Genomic DNA, 23144 nt, shown 5'->3' with positions numbered 1-23144 from the left:
TTATGCTATGGCTTCAGGAGTTCTTCTAATAATTATAGGAGCCTTATGTTCTACAATAGTATCTTCTTGAATTCGTATAGCTTCTACTGTGGGATCTGAAGGAATTTCAAACATGAGATCTCTAAGTAGATTTTCTAACATCATACCCAGAGCTCGTGCCCCTGTTTTTGCCTGCTTAGCTTTCTTTGCTATAGCATATAAAGCATCTTTTTCGAAAATTAACTTCACGTTTTCTTCTGCAAATAACTCAACATACTGTTTGACAATAGCATTTGTCGGTTCCGTAAGGATAGCTACAAGTTCATCCAAAGAGAGTTCTTCACAGTTTGCAATGCAATTGAATCGTCCTACAAATTCAGGAATCATACCAAAAGCAATAAGATCTTCGGTTTCTACTTTTGTCAGTAGGCGATCACGATCTTTTTGAGAGAAGTCACCCTGATCATCGGAAAAACCAATGGTTGTTTTCCCAAGGCGTTTGGCAATGATTTTATCTAAATTAACGAAAGCACCACCTACAATGAATAGAATATTTTCCGTATTTACGCGGATGTACTCTTGATTAGGATGCTTCCGTCCTCCTTTTGGAGGTACATTTGCTGTTGTTCCTTCAATAATTTTTAATAGAGCTTGTTGTACACCTTCACCGGAGACGTCGCGTGTAATAGAGACGTTTGCTGTGGTTTTCCCAATTTTATCAATTTCATCAATATAAATAATACCACGTTCAGCTCGAGCTACATCATAATCAGCAGCTTGTAACAACCTTAAAACAATGTTCTCAACATCTTCACCTACATACCCAGCTTCTGTTAGAGTAGTGGCATCAGCTATTGTAAAGGGCACATCTAAAATTTTAGCTAAAGTCTTAGCAATGAGTGTCTTTCCTGAACCCGTAGGGCCCAGGAGTAGCACATTCGATTTCCCATAGCTTATGTGTTTGTTATTTAATAAAGCGCGTATGCGTTTGTAGTGGTTGTATACTGCAACAGCAATGGTTTTTTTTGCTCGCTCCTGCCCAATTACATATTCATCAATATGTTTTTTTATTTCTTTTGGTTTTAAAACTTGAATGTCAGGACTTTGTATTTCTGTTTCTGGAGTGGAGTTTACTGGTTGAGAAGCTACGGGCTTTTTGTCTAAAATTCCTGAGCATAATTTAATGCAGTAATCACAGATATAAACGGAAGGACCTGCAATAAGCTTTTCTACATCTTTTTCAGAACGACCACAAAAAGAGCAAATAGTAAGATTTTTTTTGTTCATAACCACTCTCTAAGAGATAGCATCTTTATCTTTTGTATCTTTTGCTGAGGTAACAACCTTGTCAATTAAACCATAAGCAATAGCTTCTTCAGCTCCCATAAAGAAGTCTCTTTCAGAATCTTCTATAATTTTTTCTACGTGTTGACCTGTACACTCAGCAAGGATGTTAGCAAGGTGACGTTTTAATGTTAAAATTTCCGCAGCTTGTAATTGAATATCCGCGGAAGTTCCTATGATACCTCCAGAAGGCTGGTGAATCATCATGCGACTATGAGGTAGGGCATAACGTTTTCCTTTTGTACCTGCAGATAGAAGTAAAGCTCCCATAGATGCTGCTTGGCCTATACAATACGTATTCACATCACATCCCAGGAAACGGATAGTATCATAAATTGCTAGCCCTGCTGTAATGTAGCCTCCAGGGGAGTTAATAAAAATTTGAATATCTTTTTTAGGATCTTCAGACATTAAAAAAAGCAGTTGCGCAATGACAGTATTTGCAAGCGGTTCAGTAATTTCTTGGCCAATCATTACAATACGATCTTTTAACAGACGTGAATAGATATCCATGGCGCGCTCGCCACGACCTGTGTCCTCGACCACATAGGGAACCAATGTCATGTGCATTTCCTCTCAAAATAGTTTTCTTCTCACACAGCATTACGACGTGCAGAAGCAATTTATAAAATAAATACTAAGGTATTTTTATGCTATCTACTTGCAAACATGCTTACGCAATAAAGTGTTGAATTCTATGTTTAAGACTTTCTTGGGTCAAGTATTTTCCTCAGATGTATATTTTAAGACAGTGCTACATGTTCTTTTGCTTTGGAGAGAACTTTTTCCAAAGCTTTGTGATAGGTCAGACGATCGCGAGCAGCAGTTACTAATTCTTGCAAAACCTCATTAGAAATATCTTTAGGGGGCTGCACGCCAAAACGCTCTCGTGAGCATACATCTATCATATGTTGAAGCTCTTCACGGCTAATAACAAGTTTCTCATCTGAGAATACTTTGTTAGTTAGGAAGAAGAGTTTTAATGTTTTTTTTGCTTCTTCTTCAGCTTCCTTAAGTAAATCAGCTTTTTTAGATTCGAGTTCTTCATCAGAACAATATTGAACTAGTCGAGCATTGAGTAACTTTTCTTTTGAGAACATTTCCACACGTTCTGCGAGCATTGAGGCAGGAAGATCAAAGTCAGCAATAGTAGCAAGAGCATTTTCCGCGTTGGCGAAACGCTGCTGATTTCGCTTGCTCTCGGCTTGATTTTCCAATTGAATACGTAGCTTTTTCGTGAGATCTTCTAGAGACTCAGCTTGTAATTGGCGAGCTTTGTCATCATCCAATTCTGGAGCTACAACTTCAATGACAGAGTTTATAGTAAATATTAAAAGATCACCGTTAAGGAAGGATTGTATATCTGTAGAAGCGATGGTTTCAGTAACACGATCTCCTGCGGTAATTCCTAAAAATTTTTCTCTGAAAGCATCGGACATATCCTCTTTGCATAGCTTGAAGTACCTGTTTTCAAAGATAGGTTTAAGAGTGCTCTCTTCATGTTGGTTCGTCACATGAAGGGATAATGAGATAAAGTCTCCCTCCTGAGAAGGACGTGTTACAGGGGTTTTGGTTGCAAAGAAGTAAGAAATGTTGGTTAACCCTGCCTGTAGTTCTTCTTCAGTAATTTCTTTTTCTTGCGGTTCTTCAATTTCAGGTAACTTGTCCCATGAAATCTCAGAAATTATAGGAAAAGCTTCATAGATAAAATCTACCTGGCCTCCTTCGTGTACATCCACTTTAACTATGGATGTTGACTTAACTGCCTTAGGAGAGAGGGGACGGCGACCTCCTACAGAAGACAGGGCTTGATATGCAGATTGAATTAACAATTGATTTAATTCTCTACTTACCTGGCTGGGGTAACGCGACAGAATCATAGCGTTAGGAACTTTCCCTTTGCGAAATCCCGGAAAGGAAACATCTTTTTTAATTTTTTTTATAGCTTGTTCTTGAAGTTTTCCTACGAACGAAGGCGAAACGCGGACCTCAGCAGTAACACTGCATCCTGGCTGCTCTTCTAAATTAATAGAGAATTGCTCGTTAGAAAAATTTCGAGACACAAAACTACCCCTTGAAGTTTCTCTGGAAGAAAAGCGGGTGATGAGGCTTGAACTCACGACCTTCACGTTGGCAACGTGGCGCTCTACCACTGAGCTACACCCGCACAAAAAGTAGCATTTTAGATATTTGATGAGTTTTTAGCAATGACTAGTCGATTTGTACTTAGGGAGCATGTAGTTCTATCGTAAAATGAGTAGGAATGTTATTGATAAAATTTTTCATTGATTTAGCATGGGCAAACAGGTACAAGTAAGCTGTTTAAAAAGAACTCTGCGGTTTAGAGGAGAAATGCTTAATTTTCGCAAATTACGACGAGATTTTACAGCTAATATTTTGCAGGATGGCAAGGAACTTTTTGACCAAGGAGCTGTGATTAATGCAAAAATTATTTCTATGACTGGAGAGACGGTGTGCATAGGTACACAGGTCCGAGGTGCGTATGACAACGTATATGAATGTGAAATTGAGGTGGATCGTTCGGAATCCGATACTATCGATTCGAATTGTGACTGTTCATACAATTACGATTGTCAACATATTGTGGCTCTATTGTTTTACCTGGAACAATATTTTAATGAAATGGTGGTTGCTTATTCTCAAGAAGCTAATTTGGATACGAATGAAGAGATTAATGAAGATGTGAAAAAAGAGCTTCAGGAGGCATTTGTTGTTGCTGCAACTAGGGAAGAAGAGCGTAAGGATCGTGAGCATCAAAAAGAAATATTAAGTGAATACATTCATGCAGCAAATACATTAAGTATTAATCCCTTTTTCTTACCTAAAAAGGAGTATTTAGACAAAAATGCTGCGGAACTTGCTGTCTTATTTGTTCCTTCTAATAATTCTGATGAAGTTTTCCAGGCAAATCAACATGTAGAGTTTCAGTTAATTCTTCGTCTTCCAGGTCGCTCCAAGCCTTTTTATGTTTCGAATATTAAGACTTTCTTAGAAGGAGTGTTGTATCAGGAGCCGATTATCTTGAGTGGGCGTCGTTTCTTCTTTACGATGCAATCATTTAGTGCTTCTGATCGCAAATTGATTGATTTATTGATTCGTTACGTACGTTATGCAAATCAGGTAACAGAAGAAAAATTATTAAAATCAGCATATCTTACATTAACATCTTTAGGTGTGATTTTATCTAAGATGTATGAACATCAAATGGCCGATCGTAGTGGAACTCAATTAGGTGAAAAAGAAAGTTTTTCAGGGATATTTTGTAGAAATCTTGAGGAACCTTTATACTGGTCAGCTTCTCCTGCGAAAATAAAGTTTAATTTAGATTTTTTTGATACCCCGTATAAAGCTTTATTAGTTACTCCTTTGGTTCTCGTTGATGATGATGAGTTGCAGCCAGAACAAGCGATTCTTTTGGAGTCTAATGTCCCTGGTATTATTCACAATAACGTGTACCATCATTTTGCTCCTCAAATTCGTCGTGCGCATTTACGTTCTTTCTCGCGTTTACGTGACATTACGATTCCAGAAGCTTTATTTGGTTCATTTAGGGAAAATGCTCTTCCTGTTTTTAAAGAATATGCGGAAGTCTCCAATGTTGAGGTTTTAAACTCGTTTGTCACTCTTCCTTATGTTGAGGAGGTTCGTGGTGTATGTGATATGAGTTATTTGGATGGAGAATTAGAAGCTAAATTATACTTTATTTATGATTCTATAACTATTCCTGCGACTTCATTTTCTTTAACATATCAAGATGTCCGTGCATTTATTCGCGAAGACGGTATTTTGGCTAGAAATCTTGTTGAAGAGCGTAAAATCATTGAAGAGGTCTTCTCCGGATTTGTTTATGATGAGCGGGATGGGGCATATCATGTAAAGAGTGAGAAGAAGATAGTTGAATTCATGACAGAAACGATTCCTAATAACCAACATCGGATTACGTTTAATTGTCCTGAAACTCTGTCGGATCAATTTATTTATGATGAAACAGTGTTTGATCTTTCCTTTAGAGAAAGTTCTGAAATTGATTCTTATGAAGCAGAACTTAAGGTGAATGGGCTTCTGAAGGGGATTAGCTTAGATTTGCTATGGGATTGTGTTAGTGCTAAGAAGCGCTTTTTGGAGCTGCCTAAGAAGGGACATAATGTTAAGACAGGGCGTAAAGGTAGGCCAGGGGCAGCTAAATTACCATGTATTTTGGTTTTAGATTTAGAGAAGATTTCTCCTGTAGTACAAATTTTCAATGAAATTGGTTTTAAGGTTTTAGATGACTTTGTAGAAAAGTGTCCTCTTTGGAGTTTAACAGGGATTTCATCAGAGCTTTTTGAGGGACTTCCTGTCAATTTCACAATGACAGAGAAATTAGCTGAAATACAGAAACAAATTCGTGGTGAAGTTGCCTTTGACTTCCAAGAGATTCCTCAGCAGATTCAAGCAACCTTGCGTAGCTATCAAACTGAAGGGATTCATTGGTTAGAGCGTCTGAGAAAGATGCATCTTAATGGTATTTTAGCTGATGATATGGGATTAGGCAAGACTTTACAAGCAATCATAGCAATTACGCAAAGTCGCTTAGAAAAAGGGGCGGGATGTTCTTTAATCGTTTGCCCTACCTCTTTAGTATATAACTGGAAAGAAGAATTTCGTAAGTTTAATCCCGAGTTTAAGGTAGTTGTTATTGATGGAGTTCCTGTTTATCGTCGCAAGCAGTTAGCAGATTTATCTAAATATGATGTAGCAATTACTTCTTATAATTTGTTGCAAAAGGATATCGATATTTATAAAGACTTTGTTTTTGATTATGTTGTCTTAGATGAAGCACATCATATTAAAAATCGTACGACACGTAATGCAAAATCTGTAAAGATGATTCGTTCGGGGCATCGGTTAATTTTAACTGGAACACCTATAGAGAATTCTCTTGAAGAATTGTGGAGCCTATTTGATTTCTTAATGCCGGGCTTATTGAGTAGTTATGATCGTTTTGTCGGAAAATATATTCGTACGGGCAACTATATGGGGAATAAAGCAGATAATATGGTTGCTTTGAAGAAGAAGGTAGCTCCGTTTATTTTGCGACGTATGAAAGAAGATGTTTTGGAAGATTTACCTCCAGTATCGGAAATTTTATATCATTGTCATCTTACGGAATCGCAACGGGAATTATATCATTCTTATGCTGCCTCTGCAAAGAAGGAGCTTTCACGTTTAGTTAAACAAGAAGGATTTGATCGTATACATATTCATGTGCTTGCTACTCTTACGCGGTTAAAACAGATTTGTTGTCATCCTGCGATTTTTGCTAAGGATGTTCCTGAACCAGGTGACTCCGCAAAGTACGACATGCTTATGGATTTACTTTCTTCTCTTGTGGAATCGGGGCATAAAACGGTGCTTTTCAGCCAGTACACGAAGATGTTGAGTATTATTAAACAGGATTTAGAACTACGTGGTATACCGTTCGTATATTTAGATGGTTCTAGCAAGAATAGGTTAGAATTAGTCAACCAATTTAATGAAGATCCTGGGTTATTAGTATTTTTGATTTCTTTGAAAGCAGGCGGTACGGGTTTAAATCTTGTGGGGGCAGATACCGTAATTCATTATGATATGTGGTGGAATCCTGCTGTAGAAAGTCAAGCTACAGACCGTGTGCATCGTATAGGTCAAAGTCGTTCTGTATCTTCATATAAGTTAGTTACTTTAAATACTATTGAGGAGAAAATTCTTACTCTCCAGGATAGGAAAAAGAGCCTTGTAAAGAAAGTGATCAACTCTGATGATGAAGTCGTTTCTAAGTTAACTTGGGAAGAAGTTCTAGAATTGCTACAGATCTGATACTATGGCCCCACATCGAAGTTTATTTAAAATAAAAAACCTATCAAATCGCTTATATAATACAGCTTTAGGCCGTTTTGATAGGGTTTTCAATTTTTTTTCTGGTAATGTCGGTATTGATTTAGGAACAGCGAACACTTTGGTTTATGTGCGAGGTCGTGGGATTGTTCTGAGTGAGCCTTCGGTAGTTGCCGTTGACGCGCAAACACACACGGTTCTTGCTGTAGGGCATAAAGCGAAAGCTATGTTAGGTAAAACCCCACGAAAGATTATGGCTGTTCGTCCTATGAAAGATGGGGTGATTGCTGATTTTGAGATTGCTGAGGGTATGTTAAAAGCATTAATTAAACGCGTGACCCCTTCGCGTAGTATGTTTCGTCCTCGGATTTTGATTGCCGTACCCTCGGGAATTACGGGGGTAGAAAAACGTGCTGTTGAGGATTCTGCGTTACATGCAGGTGCTCAAGAAGTGATCCTGATTGAAGAGCCCATGGCTGCGGCTATTGGGGTGGATCTTCCGGTACATGAGCCTGCAGCGAGTATGATCATTGATATCGGGGGAGGAACAACCGAGATCGCTATTATTTCCTTAGGGGGTATAGTTGAATCTCGTTCTTTACGTATTGCTGGTGATGAGTTTGATGAATGTATTATTAATTACATGCGTCGTACATATAATCTGATGATTGGTCCAAGAACTGCAGAGGAAATTAAGATTACTATTGGGTCTGCCTATCCTCTTGGAGATCAAGAACTGGAAATGGAAGTCCGTGGGCGAGATCAAGTTGCAGGGTTACCAATAACGAAAAGAATTAATTCTGTAGAAATTCGAGAGTGTTTAGCTGAACCTATTCAACAAATTATTGAATGTGTGCGTTTAACCTTAGAGAAGTGTCCTCCAGAACTTTCAGCTGATTTAGTTGAACGCGGTATGGTTCTTGCAGGAGGAGGCGCTTTGATTAAGGGATTGGATAAGGCTTTGAGTAAGAATACAGGACTTTCTGTAATTACCGCTCCTCATCCTTTACTTGCTGTGTGTCTAGGAACAGGTAAAGCGTTGGAGCATCTAGATCAATTTAAGAAACGCAAAGGGAATATAGTATGATGGGTGCGTGGAATAAAGAGATTCAGCATAAAGAGTTAAAAACATGGATAGAGGAAGTTTCTGTTTTAGTTACTCCAAAGGATATCTATTTATGTGATGGTTCAGATGAGGAATACGCGAGGTTAAGTGCTAAGATGCAGGAGCAGGGGATTTTTATTCCTTTGAATCCCGAAAAGCACCCGAATTGTTTCCTAGTGCGTTCTTCTCCTGAAGATGTTGCTCGTGTTGAACAATTTACCTTTATTTGTACTCCGAAGAAAGAGGACGCTGGTCCTACGAATAATTGGCGAGATCCGCAAGAGATGCGGAAAGAGTTACATGGACTTTTCCGTGGATGTATGCAGGGAAGGACGCTGTATATTATTCCTTTTTGTATGGGGCCTTTGAATTCCCCTTTTTCTCTTATTGGGGTGGAAATTACTGATTCCCCCTATGTCGTGTGTTCGATGAAGATCATGACGCGTATGGGGGCAGAAGTGCTGAAGTTTTTAGGAACGTCTCGTCCATTCCATAAGTGTTTACATAGTGTTGGGTATCCTCTATCTCCAGGTCAAAAAGACGTTGCCTGGCCGTGCAATCCTAAGAATATGCGGATTGTTCATTTCCAAGATGATAGTAGTGTGATGTCTTTTGGTAGTGGCTATGGAGGGAATGCTTTACTTGGGAAGAAGTGTGTGGCTTTACGTCTAGCTTCCTATAGAGCGCGTCACCAGGGATGGCTTGCGGAGCATATGTTGATCATTGGGGTTACAAATCCTGAGGGGAGAAAGAAGTATTTTGCTGCTTCATTCCCTAGTGCATGTGGTAAGACAAATTTAGCTATGTTATTGCCAAAGCTTCCAGGATGGAAAGTTGAGTGTGTGGGTGATGATATTGCATGGATACGTCCCGGCAATGATGGAAGGCTTTATGCTGTAAATCCTGAGAGTGGTTTTTTTGGTGTTGCTCCAGGAACATCGGCATCCACCAATCCCAATGCTTTAGCTTCTTGTCATGCGAATGCTTTATTTACAAATGTTGCGTTAACTCCGGATCAGGATGTTTGGTGGGAAGGATTAACTAGCCAACCTCCCGAGGGTCTTATCGATTGGCAAGGAAATCCTTGGACAGGAGAGGGGCCTGCAGCACATCCGAATTCGCGGTTCACAGCTCCTGTACAACAGTGTCCCGTTCTTGATCCTCAATGGAATAATCCGGAAGGGGTTCCTTTAGATGCGATTATTTTTGGTGGACGTCGTTCTGATACAGTTCCTTTAGTTTACGAAGCTTTAAGTTGGCAGCACGGTGTAACTATTGGAGCGAGTATGTCTTCAGCAATTACAGCAGCTATTGTTGGGGAACAAGGGAAATTACGGCATGATCCTTTTGCCATGCTGCCTTTCTGTGGTTACAACATGGCACAGTATTTTGATCATTGGCTATCGTTTGCTAAAAATACGCAATTACAATTACCACGTATTTATGGTGTGAATTGGTTCCGTAAAGATAAAAATGGTAAGTTCTTATGGCCTGGATTTAGTGAGAACCTCAGAGTTTTGGAATGGATCTTTCGTAGAACAGATGGAGAGGACATAGGCGAACGAACTCCTATTGGTTACCTACCTAAGGAATTTGCTTTGAATTTGGAAGGGTTAAATCTACCTTCGCAAGTTGTTCAGGATCTTCTTTCTGTAGATGTTTCTGGGTGGCTGAAAGAAGTTGTGAATGTTCGTGAGTATCTTAAGATTTTTGGATCAGATTTGCCTCAGATAATTACGGATGAATTACTGAGAATAGAAAATGAATTAAATACTCGAAGTCATTAGTAATTTATAGTTTAATTTGCAGGAGTTTTTTTTATTTTTTAAAATAATTTTTTTTATTTTAAAATTAAAAAAATGATTAATTGTCTTCTGGATAAATTACTGTGACAATACAACCTGCATACATTACTTTTAATCGCAATATTACAGCAGCACTGCTTGGTAATCAAGTGGATGCACCAATGGAATTGTCACAAGCTGCTATTCTTTTTCAGCAATTAGATTTAAAAGCGAAGGGGTTGAAGAGATCTTTGGGGTTGTTGCAGGAGGTGCAACCTCAGCGTTTACCTTCAGTTCCTTATTCTGAGATTCCTGGTAATATTCTTGAACTCTCTCCTTCTTCTCTGATTTCTTTGCCTAATCAAGATCCCACAGATGATGAACAGAAGGCAATTTTGGATAATCCGAATTTAGCTTCTGCACAATGTTATATTTCTGGGTTAGAGGAATCGTTTGCAGATTGGTTAACACCTGTAGATCAGGGAGGAATAGCTGATCCCTCCGAAGCTGAAACCGAACTTGTTCGGGAATTTCAAGTAAAACTCAGCACATTAAAACAGTTATTTACTGTGGGGAGTCAGCCTACAGAAGAAAATTATAAAGCATTGTATGCCTTACCAAGAGAGTTTGTCGCTGCGGTTGAGGAACTTCAAAAAACGAATTCTTCATTAAAAAATAAAGTAATCAATTTCTGGAATAACCTGATGTTAGTGTACAACTCGATGGTCTCACTTACCTATCCTGTTGTTGATGATCTAGCTGCGCAAATGGCGGACTTAGCTTTAAATGTTGAAACGGCTAATCGCGTGATTTCTATCATTCGGCAATTTGCGTATTCTATTAAAGATTTCTTTACACCTCTATGGAATCTTAATAGTAGTGTCAGGAATACAGCAGATACCTATACAGCTTTAGAAGCCGGTATGAGCAAGACGTATATCTTACTTGGAGATTTATACCGTCAGCTTATGGAAGGATATGCTCCGAATTCTGAAGACGCTCTTCCTCAAGAGATTAAAAACGGTATTGATATTTTTTTAAAGTCTCTTAAGGACATTTCATTAAGTCTGGTGCAAAATCAGAAATGTTATTTAAATAATCTGCTTTCTTTCTTATTTGCTTATGCTGTTGCAACGGAAATAGCTGCGGAGAAATCTCAAATTAACCAGAGTGAAGTAACCACAGCCCTTAATCAAGAGAAAGCTTACTGGGCTCAAAGATGTATTTCGGACTTTGATATTACTACAGCTTTTACAGCTTTAGTATCTACTCCTTTTACCTATTTCCAGGTGAGTCTTTTTGATAGTAATAGTACTACGAATATATCTGGGGCAAATCCTCTGTTCTTTAAAGAGGCTATTGAGATTGTTACGACCTATGGCGATATCATGTCTCGAGATGATTACTCAAAGGTTCTTAAAGGAATGGAAGACAGTGTTCAGGAAATTCAAAATAAAATTAATGAATGGACAACACAATCTGCAGAGTTGGCAAAGCAAAAGCAGGGCTTAGACCCTTCCCAATTGAATTATTTCGATACGATGAATGCGGATAAAAAGACTTTCGTTGAAAGTTCTCCTTTGCAAACGATTTATAAATCTTTGATGCTAGATAAGTATTTACCTAATCAACAACGGATTTTAGAGACCTTGGGGGATCAAATGATCTTTTCCAACAAGGCAGCACGTTATATGAATAGGTTGATTAGTGTTATTACTGCTTTTCAAACATCGGATGTGTATTATTCTATGACAATTTATTTACGTCAGATGAATTTGCAAGATCTTCCTGATGCTATTGGAAAGGCACGAGATGCTTTCCAGAAAGAGGGAAAGCGTTGTGCTACGGACAGGAAGCGCTGTCAGAATGCAATCGAAGAAATTGGTAAAATTTTAGAAGAATTAGAGACAGATACTGAGATCACCACAACACAAAAACGAGAATTGCGATTGAAACTGAAGGATTATCGTGCACAATTAGAGATGTTATTGCGTAATTTAGATAGTTTGGATTGTTTCCTTAAACATGTAAGCTTGGACCCCGAACAAAATCCTGATGATGTTGATACAGCTTTTGTTGTGAAAATATCAAATACTACGGTTCCTGGATATGATCGTATTCTTTCTATTTTAGAAAGTTTTGTGATTGAAGGTGGTGAGAATGCTGTGGTTTCTGGTGGCGCGAAGCAGGTATTACAGAGCATGGAGTCTACTCAACAGGATTATACTACATTTAATCAAAACCAACAGCTTGCCTTACAGTTGGAATCAGCAGCGATTCAACAAGAGTGGACTATGGTTAGTGCTGCTTTAGCATTACTGAATCAAATATTTGCCAAATTAATACGTAGAATTTAGAACATAATAGGTCTTATTATGCATACCTCCCCTATACAACAACAATCATGTATGCGCATTACTGAACCTGCATTTACAGAACGTCGGGTATCTCCTGCTGAAGTTGCTGCTGATTATGCTAAGATTAATGAAGTCGCCTCGCAATTAAAAATCATGCAAGATTTGTTGCAAGAGGCAAGCCATTTTGGGATGAGTAAGGAGTTGTTTACTTCTTTCAAAAGGGATGTTTTAACTGTAGGTTCTGAGTTATCTGTGATTCAGGGAATGTTAACAGAGAAAGAGAATGTTGAGACTCGTAAACGGGAAAATAAAGCATTTCAGAAATATCTTGATAATAAGCTAGCACCTAAAGCATTAACAACGGCTGAAGAATTAAATCCTCTTCCTGATTCGATTATTAATAAGATGCCTTTTCAATCTGCATTCGCGTATATTTTGTTAGATAAGTATATTCCGTCACAAGAGAGTGCTTTATATGCTTTGGGTAGAGAGCTGAACCTTGCAGGATATGCTCAAACCCTTTTTAGTCCTCTTTTAGAGGTAATTAAAACATTCAATTCCTCTCCTATTGCCTACAATTTAGGTTCATATATTGGTCAGACGTCAGGAACAGCAAATTTTGCCTATGGTTATGACATGATCAAGGATCGTTATGAGGAAGAGAGATTGCAGTTACGTAATGATTTGCAAAACGCTACAGATGCTCAAGAACTTCTGCAGAAAATTGCTCAAAAAATTCGTGACAATAATAGTCTTCTAGAATCTCAAAAAACACAGCTTTTGAATGTTGTCCAAAGTTACAATGACGAATTAGATGTCTGTATAGAGGATATGAAAAATCTGATGTTAAATTTAAATGCTCTAGTTTTTATTCCTGGTAATAGTGAATATGAAGCTTCCTATACTATTATGGGTAGTGGGTTTTCTATTGTTGCTTTACAAAATTTAGAGCAGCTTGTTGTTGATGGGGAAATCAATATAGATACAGGAGTAGCCAAAGGAGGATTATTAAACTTTTTTAATACCTGTCTTTCTGATGTGCAAAATTATGGAGATTTAGCACAAACACATCAATTGATGTTAGAATTGCAAATGCGCGCTATGCAGCAAGAATGGAGTATTGTTTCGGGTTCTTTAAAGTTATTGCACAATATCTATCGGACGTTAATTAATGGATTCACTTAAAAATGTAATCCAGCCATAACGTTAATGGCACGCTGACAACCCCAGCGACCTTCGATGTTGTAGAAGAAATTATCTGTAACGCATGCGGTAATACCACAGCAAAAATTCACCCTGTGGAAATTCGTGATTTTACGCACTTTAAAGTGAAGATTTGTAAACTGATCTTCTAGTCGTTCGAAACTATTTTTAGGTGCAGTGCGTGAGGCATTGCCTACAGTTACAGCAACATAAGGAAGGATATAGTCACTAATATAGGTGGTAAGGCCAATATTTGCAGACCACTCTTTATAACTGAGTTTACCACTAGAGTCTTCGAAATAGACTTCAGGGTTGGCCTGGCTGTTTACAATGATGTAATTAACTGGGCAGGCGGCGTGGCGGTAATCCGCACCAATACCAATGAAGGAAACACCGTCTTTCCAAATAATTTTTTTCACGCTTAGATCCCAAACGAAACCATAATTAGTTTGTAGCTCAACCAAGCCATCGGTAACTTGAGATTCTGATGCTAAAGGAGAAGAAGTATAATCCCGATAAGCGTTTAAAGGAAGACGAAAGTATTCACGTAGCCCTCCAATTTTCACATCAAAGCTGACGTCTAGTAAAGGAATTGCAGCGGGTGAGTTATCTTGGATAGCAAAAGAAGCGAATATACAGCTAGAGCTGACTCTGGAATCCATGAGATCAAAGTTAAAGTCTTTTAGTGTAGAAACCACTTGGGGAGTAGGACCAGTCCCCGTAGTTGTTACGGAAGTCACTACAGGAACATTTTTCACACTAGCACTTTCAGAGAAGATATAATCCCCAGAAAATCCAATTTTCAAGCTTCCAGAAAGTGCGGCAAAGATATTCGTACCATTACAAATTTCAAATGAGCAAAAATTATTGTATTCAGGATTAATTCCTGGAATAACTGGATAGGCGGGATTCCCTGCTGCCATAGCATAAAGGGATGAGGATGAAAAAGTTCCCCATAAAGTTAAGAAAGTCAGAGATACTAGACGTAGATGCTTTTTCAGCTTACTATTCATTTAGTAGATGGCCTTATTTGCTATGTGTAATTAAATTCACCATTTACCAAATGATACAAAAATGTACAAATGAAAACTCTGAAGAGATAGAACTGTTGTGTAGGGGATTCTACACACGATTCTTGTTATAAATATTCTTCTTTTGTGCTTCTTTGTAATAGAGCTGCGATTGCTTCCTTAATGTCTAAGTTTTCGTAAAGAACACGGTAAACACCTGTAGTTATTGGCATGTCAATATTATGATGATTCGCAAGTTGGTGTGCAGATAATGCTGTGTAGGCGCCTTCAACAACCATACCGATTTCTTTTTTTGCTTGCTCGAGGGTAAGTCCTAGAGCAATTAATTTCCCAAATTTTGTATTTCTACTTAATTTAGAAAAACATGTAGCACAGAGATCGCCTAGACCCGCGAGTCCATTTAGAGTATCAGGACGACAATCCATGATGGTTGCGAACTTTCGTATTTCATGGAGGCCTCGAGTGACTAATCCTGATTTTGCATTATCTCCAAACTGGAATCCATCGGAAATCCCACAAGCAATAGCAATGATGTTTTTTAAGGCTCCTCCTAGGGCAACGCCTCTGAGGTCACTGTTAGGATATACTCGGAATTTAGGGGTTAAGAATGCCTTATGAATTTTTTTCAGAGTTTCAGGGTTATAGGCACTAATGACTACAGAACAAGGACAATTTTTTAGTACTTCGCTGGCTATGGAGGGACCACTAAGATAGCCTAAATACTCTTTAGCCGAGTCCCCAAAGATCTCCAGAACAATTTCGCTGAGGAGCAGTCCTGTGTGTTGCTCAATGCCTTTAGAAGTAATGACAAAAGGAACTTCTAAGTTTGTAAGAGTTTTGAGTTGTTCAGATACAGGGCGTATTCCTGCTGAGGAAACACCCTCTACGATCATAGAAGCATCTTCTAGTGCTTCTGCCATATTTGTTGTAAAGGTCAGGTTCGGATGTATGGGGACATCAGGTGCTAAAGGATGATGTTTTTGAACTTGTAAGTGCTCAATTAACTGAGGATTACGAGCCCATCCCGTAACACGGTATCCTTTATTCGCTAGTAGGGAAGCTAAGCAAAATCCCCAAATTCCCATACCTAAATAGGCAATTTTTTCTTTCATGAGGCCTCAAAAAATGGTTCCTCGAAAAACGCTTTATTTTCCCAATGCAGGAAAGTAGAAGTTGAAGGATAATAAAAGTCCGCTTCTAATTCAAATGTTGTGTTTGGAGAAAGTTTTTTTCCTGTGACTTTGTGAAAAATTTGTCGTTCTCTTTCGGATAGAGCTTCTCGGACAGTAGCTAAACTATGATTTCCTTCAAAATTTTTTAGGGGAGCAAAACATTCTTGACGTGGATAGACAAGAGTTTGACAGCGTTTGCTATAGAGAAATAAATCAAAGATAAACTCTTCAAATTTCCAAGAATTTTTTTCTGAAGAAGGCAACATGCCTAGGTGCTTTGCATGTTTTTTTACTTTATATAGGGGGAGTTCTCGACAAGCAGCATGAGCAATGAAATCCATGGATAAGCAATATAATCCAATATTAGCTAGTCCATATTTTAATGTTCCATCTGGGTTAGTTGCAAACCGCTCATGTTGTGGAATTTCTGAATATTCAATAACAGAGGTTTTTCCTGAGTCGTGGGATTCAATGAGAATTCCCACATCTTCGATAGCAGTTTGACGGAGAGCTGCTTTTATGGAGACTTCATTATTTTCTATAGCATGGAAACCACAAAGTTCGACATCGAAAGGCAAGGCAAGAGGATTATCAATAGGGATTACACTAACCATTTCAATCCCAGCCGATTTCCATTTTTTCCATAAGCCCGAAGTATAAAGAAGAGTAGCTAGGCAGCCATTGCCATTAGGACCTAGAGAGAGTGTATCTTTATCTTCTAAGAAGAGATCTCCCGATAAAGAAAGAAGAGGCCATAATGGCTGGCAGAAGAAATCAACTTGAGCAGGGTCTAAGTGAAAATAGTTATTGGACTCAAAATACGAGAGTGTCAGACGGTTGTTTAGAGGAGAGGTCATAAATGCTAAAGGAAGAGGCTGATTAGCAAGTTTACTTGCGGCTCTAACCTTCTCTGCTACTAATTGAAATAATGGCTTTTTTTTAATTGGAGATACTGGGAAGAGTCCTTTAGGTCCGTCATATTTTAACCGAGATCCTTGTCCACCAGCAAGAACAACGCAGGCTACTTTTTTTTCTTTTAAGAGTTTTGTTCCTACTTGGGTACGTTCTGGGATTTCCCCTGAAGAGGCAAACGAAGTTAACGGACGGAAATCTTTGGGTTTTTTTCTTGGAGAAGTGATGAGCTTACGCTGCTTAAAAAAGAGATTATTATCTATGGAAACTATTTGATTATAAAGGCGTTGTTTTTGTTTTGAAGATAGAGAGGACCAAAACTCAAGAAGATGTTCTTGATTTATAGATTTAAGTTTTTCTGTTAATACGGACATTTCCATGATCGATGGAAAGATTGCAGAGTTGGTCATTACAGTTAGCCTTGCGTTCCTATCTCTTAGTGTTAGAATACTTGTTATTGTTGATCTTTTCGATGATTTTTCTGCGATGAATTACTGCCAATAGCTTATCCTGGTGCTCTTGTAGATGTTTGCAGCAGATTTGGCGATGTTTATAAATAGATACTTGTAATGTTTGCAAGTGTTCTAACAAAGAAGTATGATGTTCCACATTATTACGGTATAAAAATTGTTCTTTTCTGATGTTAGCGACTAATGTCCTGTACTCTTTGATACGAGTAAGTTGTTGAGATAGATAATATTTTTCGTTTTTTAAGTATTGTATTTTTGATGTGAAATTATAAATTTCTCTCTTTAATAGAGTAGAAAGACTAATGAGTTTCTGATTCAATGTTCCCTAAATGCTCGAGTTCTTTTAATGTGTTTTCTAACTGGCAGTAGCTTGATAAAGGCTGGGATAGGAAGTTCTTTATACTAGGAAGAATTTTAATTGCTTCATCTAAGTTTTTATCTTGTCCAGGGACATAAGCTCCTAGTTGAATAATGTCCAAAGCTTCATGATAAGCTTTTAATAAAGCTCGGAGTTTTTCGGCAGCGGCATAGTGATGAGGTAAAGCGAGTTTTTTTGCAGATCGAGATAAACTAGATAGAATATCAATGGGTGGAGATGAAAAAGCTTTTCCTTGGTTGGTTAGGAAGAAATGTCCGTCCAGTAGAGATTTTAAATAATCAGTAAAAATATCTGGATGGTCTAAGTAGTGTAAAATTGCATATAATGCTGTGATGGAACCGCGATCATTATTTCCTGCACGTTCTATGAATTCTGATACATGGTAAAAGACAGAAGCTGCATAGTGGTGTGCTGTTAGAGTTTCTCCGGTTGCTAAGGCAACCTCTTGAAGAGCGGCTATCCATCTGGATAAAGAATCCATGATAAATAGCACGTCATGGCCTTGGTCACGGAAGTATTCCGCTATGGTCATAGCAGCGCGACCTGCAATGACTTTAGTAGGAGCTGTTTCATGTGCGGGAGAAATAAGAATAATGGTGCGTTGTTGTTGCAACCCCACGGAATGCTGTTCTATATATTCACGGACCTCTCTACCTCTTTCTCCAATGAGGGCTATTACATTAATTGTAGATTGTGATCCCGTAGCGATTGCTGACAATAAAGAAGATTTTCCGCTTCCAGGTTCTGAGAAGACACCGATCCGTTGTCCCTTTCCTAGGGTTAAAAAGGCATCAATTGCTTTAATTCCTGTAGGGAAAATCTCTTGCACAGGCTTACGAGATAATGGAGAGGGTGGAGAAGAGATTAATGGCTGAATACGTGTTTTAGGAAGATTTCCTTTATTATCCACCGGATGCCCAAAAGCATCTATAACACGACCTAGTAAACTGTCAGAAAGATGCAATGAAGGAGGGCGACGTAACGGAATCACCTCGGTTCCTAAAGCAATATGGTGCATAGGAGATAGGGACATGAGTAAGGTAGTTTGGTTGTGAAAACCGATGACTTCTGCTAGGAGGTTGGGATATTTTTGTGAGTGGATTTGGCAGAGTTCTCCCAGGCAAGCAGATAATCCTTGAGCCTCTAAAAGATTCCCAGATACTTTAGAAAGAAGTCCGCATGTACGATAGGGTTGCCAATAATGGAGTTGATTTTTTTCGTAATCTAAGTTTGTCATGCTGTTAAAACAGAAAGCAAATGCTCTAATTCTTCTCCAATTTCTTGTCTGAGGATTCCTGAAGGGGTTTCCATTTTATATCCTGATTTTTTACAGGAAATATCGGGGAGAAATTCTGCCTGTTTAATGAGAGGGATTTCTTGTTTGGTTAACCAGTCTGTGAGTTTTTTATAGTCCTCAGGATGGAGGAAGATCTTGATGGGAGATAGCGACTTTAGTGTTATGTGGTGTTGCAGTGCCGAAGAAATCAGTAAAGCGAGTTCTTCGCTATTATCTAATTTTCTATAAAGGAATTTTTCACAGGTAAGAATAGCGAGTTCAATGAGTTCTATTTTAAGTTGTTGGGGAATTTTCTCTATTTCTGCAAGCATATGTAGAGACAATTTTCGGAAGATTTGTATTAAGGATACTAATTCTTCAGGAGTATTATAATCTACAACCTCTCCTTCAGGAAAGTCATCTTCCCAAGGACTTTTTTGCGATGTATTTTCAGTATTAGCTAGGGAACCAGAGGAGGAGGACAGTGTCACAGGGCACCTAATTCTTAATATTTAAACTTCATCACTTGATTTTTAATATCTTCGGGCAGTCTATTCAGAAGTGCATTCGCTTTTTTAGAATCTAAATATGACAAGATGAGCCCGATTTTTTCTGGAGATTCTTTTTGTAATACCTCTATCAGCTTTGTAATATTTATTCCCTGTTTTATTTTGGATTCCGGAGGAATCTTTTCATAAGCATAGAAAGCAAGATAAAAACTTGCTAAAGCAATGATGCCTAAACTGGCAAATAAAATAGCACTGCCTATGAAGATTTTATGTAAAGGGGATGTCTTTGTGATAAGATTAGAAGAAAACGGAAAACGTTCAATAGTTGTTGAGCATGAATCTCCGCAGATTTTTCCTATAGTTTCTTGAGTGTGAATGAGTAGATTTTCTCTTGCTTCCTTAGAAAGTTTTTCTAAATACTTTTCATTAATTGTTAGTTGTATGGTAGGAAGAGACGGTGTTTGCACATAAGTTAAAGCAAAATGTTCTTTAGGAAGAATTTTTCCTAAATAACCTTCACATGTAGTAAGTAATAAAGAGGAAGGTGTAACTTCTCCAGGAGAATAGGTGTTGCCTAAGGTATCAGAGAGGGTGATATTTTCTTTCTTAAGATTGGGCACACTGCTTAACAAATAGTCTGTGATAGAAGATAAGAGTGAGGGAGAAAGAAGCTCTTTTTTATGGGGAGTAAGGATCACAGATATTTGTGTCGGATGTAAGGATTCTTCTTCAGAAGATAAGGATAGAGCAACTGTAGCATGTGCTATGGATTGAAAAGTTGTTAAATCCTTTTCTATTTGCTCTTTTTTAGCCAGGGACTCAAGGAATTTGATATTACCTATTTGGCTAAATTGAAACCATCGGGGAGATTTTTTTTCAGATGGTAAATTAGACGATGGTATAGGAGATGAGGAAGTTTTATTTAAAAAGAACGCGCAACTTAAAATAGCCAGGATCGCTATAAAGCTTACAGGAGAAATTCCTAGAGACACACATTTTCTTTTTAAGAATTGAAAAAACACAACAATCCTCAAGACAATAATGAAATAATTATAGAGTTATTAACATTTCATTATTCTCTACAAAAAATGAGAATTATTGACAATTTGGTAGCTTTTCAAAGTTAATAATCCGTAGTAGAGTGTGGTGGGGAAAAGTTTAAAGACTCCTCATTTACTTTAATTTGTAATTCGCTATACACATAAGCGCGTAATAATTCTCCTATGGAATTTAATGTGGATCCTATAGCTGAAAAGCATCCGGAGCAATTTCCCGCGTAAGCGATAGTCACTATGTTACCTTCGAGATGTTCTATGGTTACACTGCCACTGTCTAAAGCTATATAGGGAGAAATTTTTTCTTCTGTTAAGGAGCGCAAAGCCTGAAGTTTTGCTTCCAGAGATAGTGCTTCCCAGGCTTCTTGCGTATAGGGATGAGCGTCTTCAAAATTATGAGAACGTAGGGCATCGTTTAGGGGGGGGGAGCCGTCTTCAATTGCGGTATCTATACATTGTTGAACAGCAGAATCTAAAGCATCAATAATGCAGTGGTATAGAGGAGTATAGTGTTCGGGGAGAGCAGGGATATCCGGATGTGTACGGAGTTCCTTATCTATGGCATTTACTGATAGATCATAGGCTTGAGCATAGGTTTTCCCTGTAACTAAATTGCAAGTAGTTTCTGCTAAAACAAGAAGGAAGGGATGGCCGAAGTATTGAAATTTTGCATCGACAATCTTGCCATTTGTTTTATCAACAAGCCAATAGAAGATCACAAGATTCCCCATAAGCCGGTGTCCTTGATGCCCAATAATTAATTGAGTATTTTTAATTTCAGCGTCTTCTGAAGAAAATGTCCCGGAGCAATAAAACTTATAGAACGTTTTTATAACTTTAGGTGAGACATGTGCCCACAAGGCTATAGGTTGAAAAGGAATTGTCATATTGAACTCGTCAAAGCAGATTGTAAATGCTTACTCCCTTCTTGGATAGCTTCACCTAGAGAGGAAAACTGGGTGTCTTTGGTTCTTTCTGTGAAGGAAAAATGTAAGGCTTCATGGCAGAGAAAAGGAGAAACTCCACAATTTTGTAGTACTTGCGCTAATGGAGGAAAACGTTCGTAGCCTAACCCAGGATATATTCCTTTTTGGTGAAGGAAAAATGCTAAGCTTTCTGCGGGAATATTAGGGAAAGTAGCAAGCAAAACATTGGGGAGTTTATTTTCTAACTCGGGGAATAGAAATTGGACATCTAAAGAAGTTTCTTCAAGTGCTTGAGTAAGTTTTTTACGTAAATTTATTGATGCAAGCATTAAAGAAGAAAAGGAGTCTAGTCTTTCTTGACATGCAATTTTTAGTGCGGCTACTGAAGCTAAACATAGTTGTCCGGGCTCTTTTTGGGGTAGCCATAGATGGAAAAATCGGCTTAGAGATTTCTTAATAAACATTCCACCGAGATGACCAATTCCTCCTAAAGCAACTGAAGAAAAAGTTAGAATATCTGCCTTGAGCATTTCAGGAGTTATTGGGGCACGTCCTAAGATATCGCAGAGATCGAGATGGAACACTAGACCGCGATCTTGGCATAAAGGCTGCAGCTCATGGATAGGTTCAATCAACCCAGTCATTCCATTGGCTGCAGATAGCGAAAAGAGTAATGTCTGAGGTGTCAAGGCATCAATGAGTTGGTTGGTTGAAAGTCGCCCTGAAGAGTTTACCGTGACCCAATCGTAGGTAGCTCCCAAGCTTTGCCGATGACAAATGGCATCTATAATGTATTGTTGCTCATGAGAAGCAACTAATAGATGGTTTTTCCCATGGAAATAAGTACGATTTTCTAGTAATGCGGCTACGATAATAGCTGTAGCGTGGGGAAAGTGTGGAATAAAATGAAATTCATGAGTGGATGTAGAACACCCCACAAGTTGGCGCGCGATTTCCTCAGTATCATTAAGGAGTCGTAAAGCAGATGATGGGGTCAGAGAAAAAGGATCAGAGTACAATACAAAATCCTCCCGCACTGCGGATGAGGGAGGAATCGCTTGTTGGTTATTTAACCAGATAGTCCGGGATAGCGTTCGAAGGTGTGGTTTGTCCATGAATATATTAACGGTTTACCTGTAGGAATTTCTAAAGAGAGTACCTCTTCCTCACTTAATTTTTCTATATCCATAATCAGGGAGCGCAAGGAATTCCCGTGGGCAGAAACAAACACATGCTTTCCATTTTTTAGTAGAGGGACAATATTTTTTTGAAAATAAGGAATGGTTCTCTCCCCTGTATTATAGAGGCTCTCCCCTTGAGGGGGCGCTACTTTGTAACTTCGTCTCCATAGCCGTACTTGCTCTTCTCCAAATTGTTTTGCAGTTTCCTCTTTATTTTTTCCTTGAAGCTCTCCGTACATTCTTTCGTTTAATGCGCTAGAACGGTATAGGGGGATCATGTTGCTTTCTTCATTGCTGTAGATCTTGCTCATGAGTTGATGCTGTGGGTCGTCGTGGATAATGTAAGGAATTTTTTTAGAATTATGATGGGTCATAGCAAGTAACGCAGTCATAAGACTTCTTACGAGAGAAGAAGTAAAGATACAGTCGATGGGAAAATCCCTAATGATATGTCCTGCTTGCTGGGCTTCATCTATACCTTGTTGGCTGAGGGGGATATCAACCCATCCTGTAAAAAGATTTTTTTCGTTCCAAACGGACTTTCCGTGTCTTAATAGAATAAGAAATGTCATGGCTTCCTAAAT

Annotated in this window: 17 protein-coding genes and 1 tRNA gene; 5 read left to right on the top strand and 13 right to left on the bottom strand. The window is 38.4% G+C overall.

The features are described 5' to 3' along the window. From clpX to M787_RS01430, 4 genes are all read right to left on the bottom strand, one after another. Complete coding sequence (gene clpX / locus M787_RS01445) at positions 1–1266, bottom strand: ATP-dependent Clp protease ATP-binding subunit ClpX (protein WP_021828686.1); 1266 nt, start codon at positions 1264–1266, stop codon at positions 1–3. 9 nt (positions 1267–1275) lie between these two features. After that, the gene (locus tag M787_RS01440; RefSeq protein ID WP_021828685.1) at positions 1276–1887 is read right to left on the bottom strand and encodes an ATP-dependent Clp protease proteolytic subunit; all 612 of its coding nucleotides are present in this window, start codon (positions 1885–1887) and stop codon (positions 1276–1278) included. A 179-nt stretch (positions 1888–2066) separates the two neighbouring features. Then, entirely contained in the window at positions 2067–3386 is a 1320-nt protein-coding gene (tig, locus tag M787_RS01435) for a trigger factor (protein WP_021828684.1), read from the bottom strand. Positions 3387–3418: 32 nt separating this feature from the next. Further along, positions 3419–3490, bottom strand: a tRNA-Gly gene (locus M787_RS01430). A gap of 185 nt (positions 3491–3675) precedes the next feature. Here M787_RS01430 and M787_RS01425 point away from each other — a divergent pair. From M787_RS01425 to M787_RS01405, 5 genes are all read left to right on the top strand, one after another. Beyond that, the gene (locus tag M787_RS01425; protein WP_021828683.1) at positions 3676–7182 is read left to right on the top strand and encodes a DEAD/DEAH box helicase; all 3507 of its coding nucleotides are present in this window, start codon (positions 3676–3678) and stop codon (positions 7180–7182) included. Between the two features lie 4 nt (positions 7183–7186). Then, complete coding sequence (locus M787_RS01420; RefSeq protein WP_021828682.1) at positions 7187–8287, top strand: rod shape-determining protein; 1101 nt, start codon at positions 7187–7189, stop codon at positions 8285–8287. Further along, positions 8284–10092, top strand: coding sequence for a phosphoenolpyruvate carboxykinase (GTP) (locus M787_RS01415; protein ID WP_021828681.1), 1809 nt, complete (start codon positions 8284–8286; stop codon positions 10090–10092). Before M787_RS01420 ends, M787_RS01415 begins: the two co-directional genes overlap by 4 nt. A gap of 101 nt (positions 10093–10193) precedes the next feature. Beyond that, entirely contained in the window at positions 10194–12446 is a 2253-nt protein-coding gene (locus tag M787_RS01410) for a CT620/CT621 family type III secretion system effector (RefSeq protein WP_021828680.1), read from the top strand. Positions 12447–12464: 18 nt separating this feature from the next. Then, positions 12465–13631: a CT620/CT621 family type III secretion system effector gene (locus M787_RS01405; RefSeq protein ID WP_021828679.1), complete on the top strand. Its 1167-nt coding sequence runs from the start codon at positions 12465–12467 to the stop codon at positions 13629–13631. Here M787_RS01405 and M787_RS01400 read toward each other — a convergent pair. The 9 genes from M787_RS01400 to M787_RS01355 form a co-directional block, all read right to left on the bottom strand. Continuing rightward, positions 13628–14662 (bottom strand): outer membrane protein B, encoded by a 1035-nt coding sequence (locus tag M787_RS01400; protein WP_021828678.1) that lies wholly within the window; start codon positions 14660–14662, stop codon positions 13628–13630. The genes M787_RS01405 and M787_RS01400 overlap by 4 nt on opposite strands. Before the next feature lie 125 nt (positions 14663–14787). After that, complete coding sequence (locus M787_RS01395; RefSeq protein ID WP_021828677.1) at positions 14788–15792, bottom strand: NAD(P)H-dependent glycerol-3-phosphate dehydrogenase; 1005 nt, start codon at positions 15790–15792, stop codon at positions 14788–14790. Next, a complete protein-coding gene (locus tag M787_RS01390) occupies positions 15789–17174 on the bottom strand; it encodes a UTP--glucose-1-phosphate uridylyltransferase (protein WP_021828676.1) in 1386 nt (461 codons plus the stop codon). The genes M787_RS01395 and M787_RS01390 overlap by 4 nt, the downstream gene beginning before the upstream one ends. A 359-nt stretch (positions 17175–17533) precedes the next feature. Further along, on the bottom strand, positions 17534–18850 hold the full coding sequence (locus tag M787_RS01380) for a FliI/YscN family ATPase (protein ID WP_021828674.1): 1317 nt from the start codon (positions 18848–18850) through the stop codon (positions 17534–17536). Then, a complete protein-coding gene (locus M787_RS01375) occupies positions 18847–19374 on the bottom strand; it encodes a FliH/SctL family protein (protein WP_223200940.1) in 528 nt (175 codons plus the stop codon). Before M787_RS01375 ends, M787_RS01380 begins: the two co-directional genes overlap by 4 nt. 20 nt (positions 19375–19394) lie before the next feature. Next, on the bottom strand, positions 19395–20420 hold the full coding sequence (locus M787_RS01370) for a secretory of YscJ/FliF family protein (protein ID WP_021828672.1): 1026 nt from the start codon (positions 20418–20420) through the stop codon (positions 19395–19397). Between the two features lie 101 nt (positions 20421–20521). Next, positions 20522–21340: an iron-sulfur cluster assembly scaffold protein gene (locus tag M787_RS01365; RefSeq protein WP_021828671.1), complete on the bottom strand. Its 819-nt coding sequence runs from the start codon at positions 21338–21340 to the stop codon at positions 20522–20524. Beyond that, the gene (locus tag M787_RS01360) at positions 21337–22494 is read right to left on the bottom strand and encodes an aminotransferase class V-fold PLP-dependent enzyme (RefSeq protein WP_021828670.1); all 1158 of its coding nucleotides are present in this window, start codon (positions 22492–22494) and stop codon (positions 21337–21339) included. The genes M787_RS01365 and M787_RS01360 overlap by 4 nt, the downstream gene beginning before the upstream one ends. Further along, complete coding sequence (locus tag M787_RS01355) at positions 22449–23132, bottom strand: 2,3-bisphosphoglycerate-dependent phosphoglycerate mutase (RefSeq protein ID WP_021828669.1); 684 nt, start codon at positions 23130–23132, stop codon at positions 22449–22451. Before M787_RS01355 ends, M787_RS01360 begins: the two co-directional genes overlap by 46 nt. Positions 23133–23144 lie beyond the last annotated feature (12 nt).

This window comes from Chlamydia gallinacea 08-1274/3, from assembly GCF_000471025.2.
GTDB classification, from domain to species: Bacteria; Chlamydiota; Chlamydiia; order Chlamydiales; family Chlamydiaceae; genus Chlamydia; species Chlamydia gallinacea.
Note: the sequence above shows the minus strand (reverse complement) of the source record. Positions and strands in the feature narration are given on the sequence as shown.

Coding starts and splice junctions, on each gene's coding strand:
- M787_RS01380 (WP_021828674.1), bottom strand. CDS start 18,850: ATGACAAACTTAGATTACGAAAAAAATCAACTCCATTATTGGCAACCC.
- M787_RS01390 (WP_021828676.1), bottom strand. CDS start 17,174: ATGACCAACTCTGCAATCTTTCCATCGATCATGGAAATGTCCGTATTA.
- M787_RS01395 (WP_021828677.1), bottom strand. CDS start 15,792: ATGAAAGAAAAAATTGCCTATTTAGGTATGGGAATTTGGGGATTTTGC.
- clpX (WP_021828686.1), bottom strand. CDS start 1,266: ATGAACAAAAAAAATCTTACTATTTGCTCTTTTTGTGGTCGTTCTGAA.
- M787_RS01415 (WP_021828681.1), top strand. CDS start 8,284: ATGATGGGTGCGTGGAATAAAGAGATTCAGCATAAAGAGTTAAAAACA.
- M787_RS01355 (WP_021828669.1), bottom strand. CDS start 23,132: ATGACATTTCTTATTCTATTAAGACACGGAAAGTCCGTTTGGAACGAA.
- M787_RS01365 (WP_021828671.1), bottom strand. CDS start 21,340: ATGACAATTCCTTTTCAACCTATAGCCTTGTGGGCACATGTCTCACCT.
- M787_RS01360 (WP_021828670.1), bottom strand. CDS start 22,494: ATGGACAAACCACACCTTCGAACGCTATCCCGGACTATCTGGTTAAAT.
- M787_RS01440 (WP_021828685.1), bottom strand. CDS start 1,887: ATGACATTGGTTCCCTATGTGGTCGAGGACACAGGTCGTGGCGAGCGC.
- M787_RS01400 (WP_021828678.1), bottom strand. CDS start 14,662: ATGAATAGTAAGCTGAAAAAGCATCTACGTCTAGTATCTCTGACTTTC.
- M787_RS01420 (WP_021828682.1), top strand. CDS start 7,187: ATGGCCCCACATCGAAGTTTATTTAAAATAAAAAACCTATCAAATCGC.
- M787_RS01405 (WP_021828679.1), top strand. CDS start 12,465: ATGCATACCTCCCCTATACAACAACAATCATGTATGCGCATTACTGAA.
- M787_RS01425 (WP_021828683.1), top strand. CDS start 3,676: ATGCTTAATTTTCGCAAATTACGACGAGATTTTACAGCTAATATTTTG.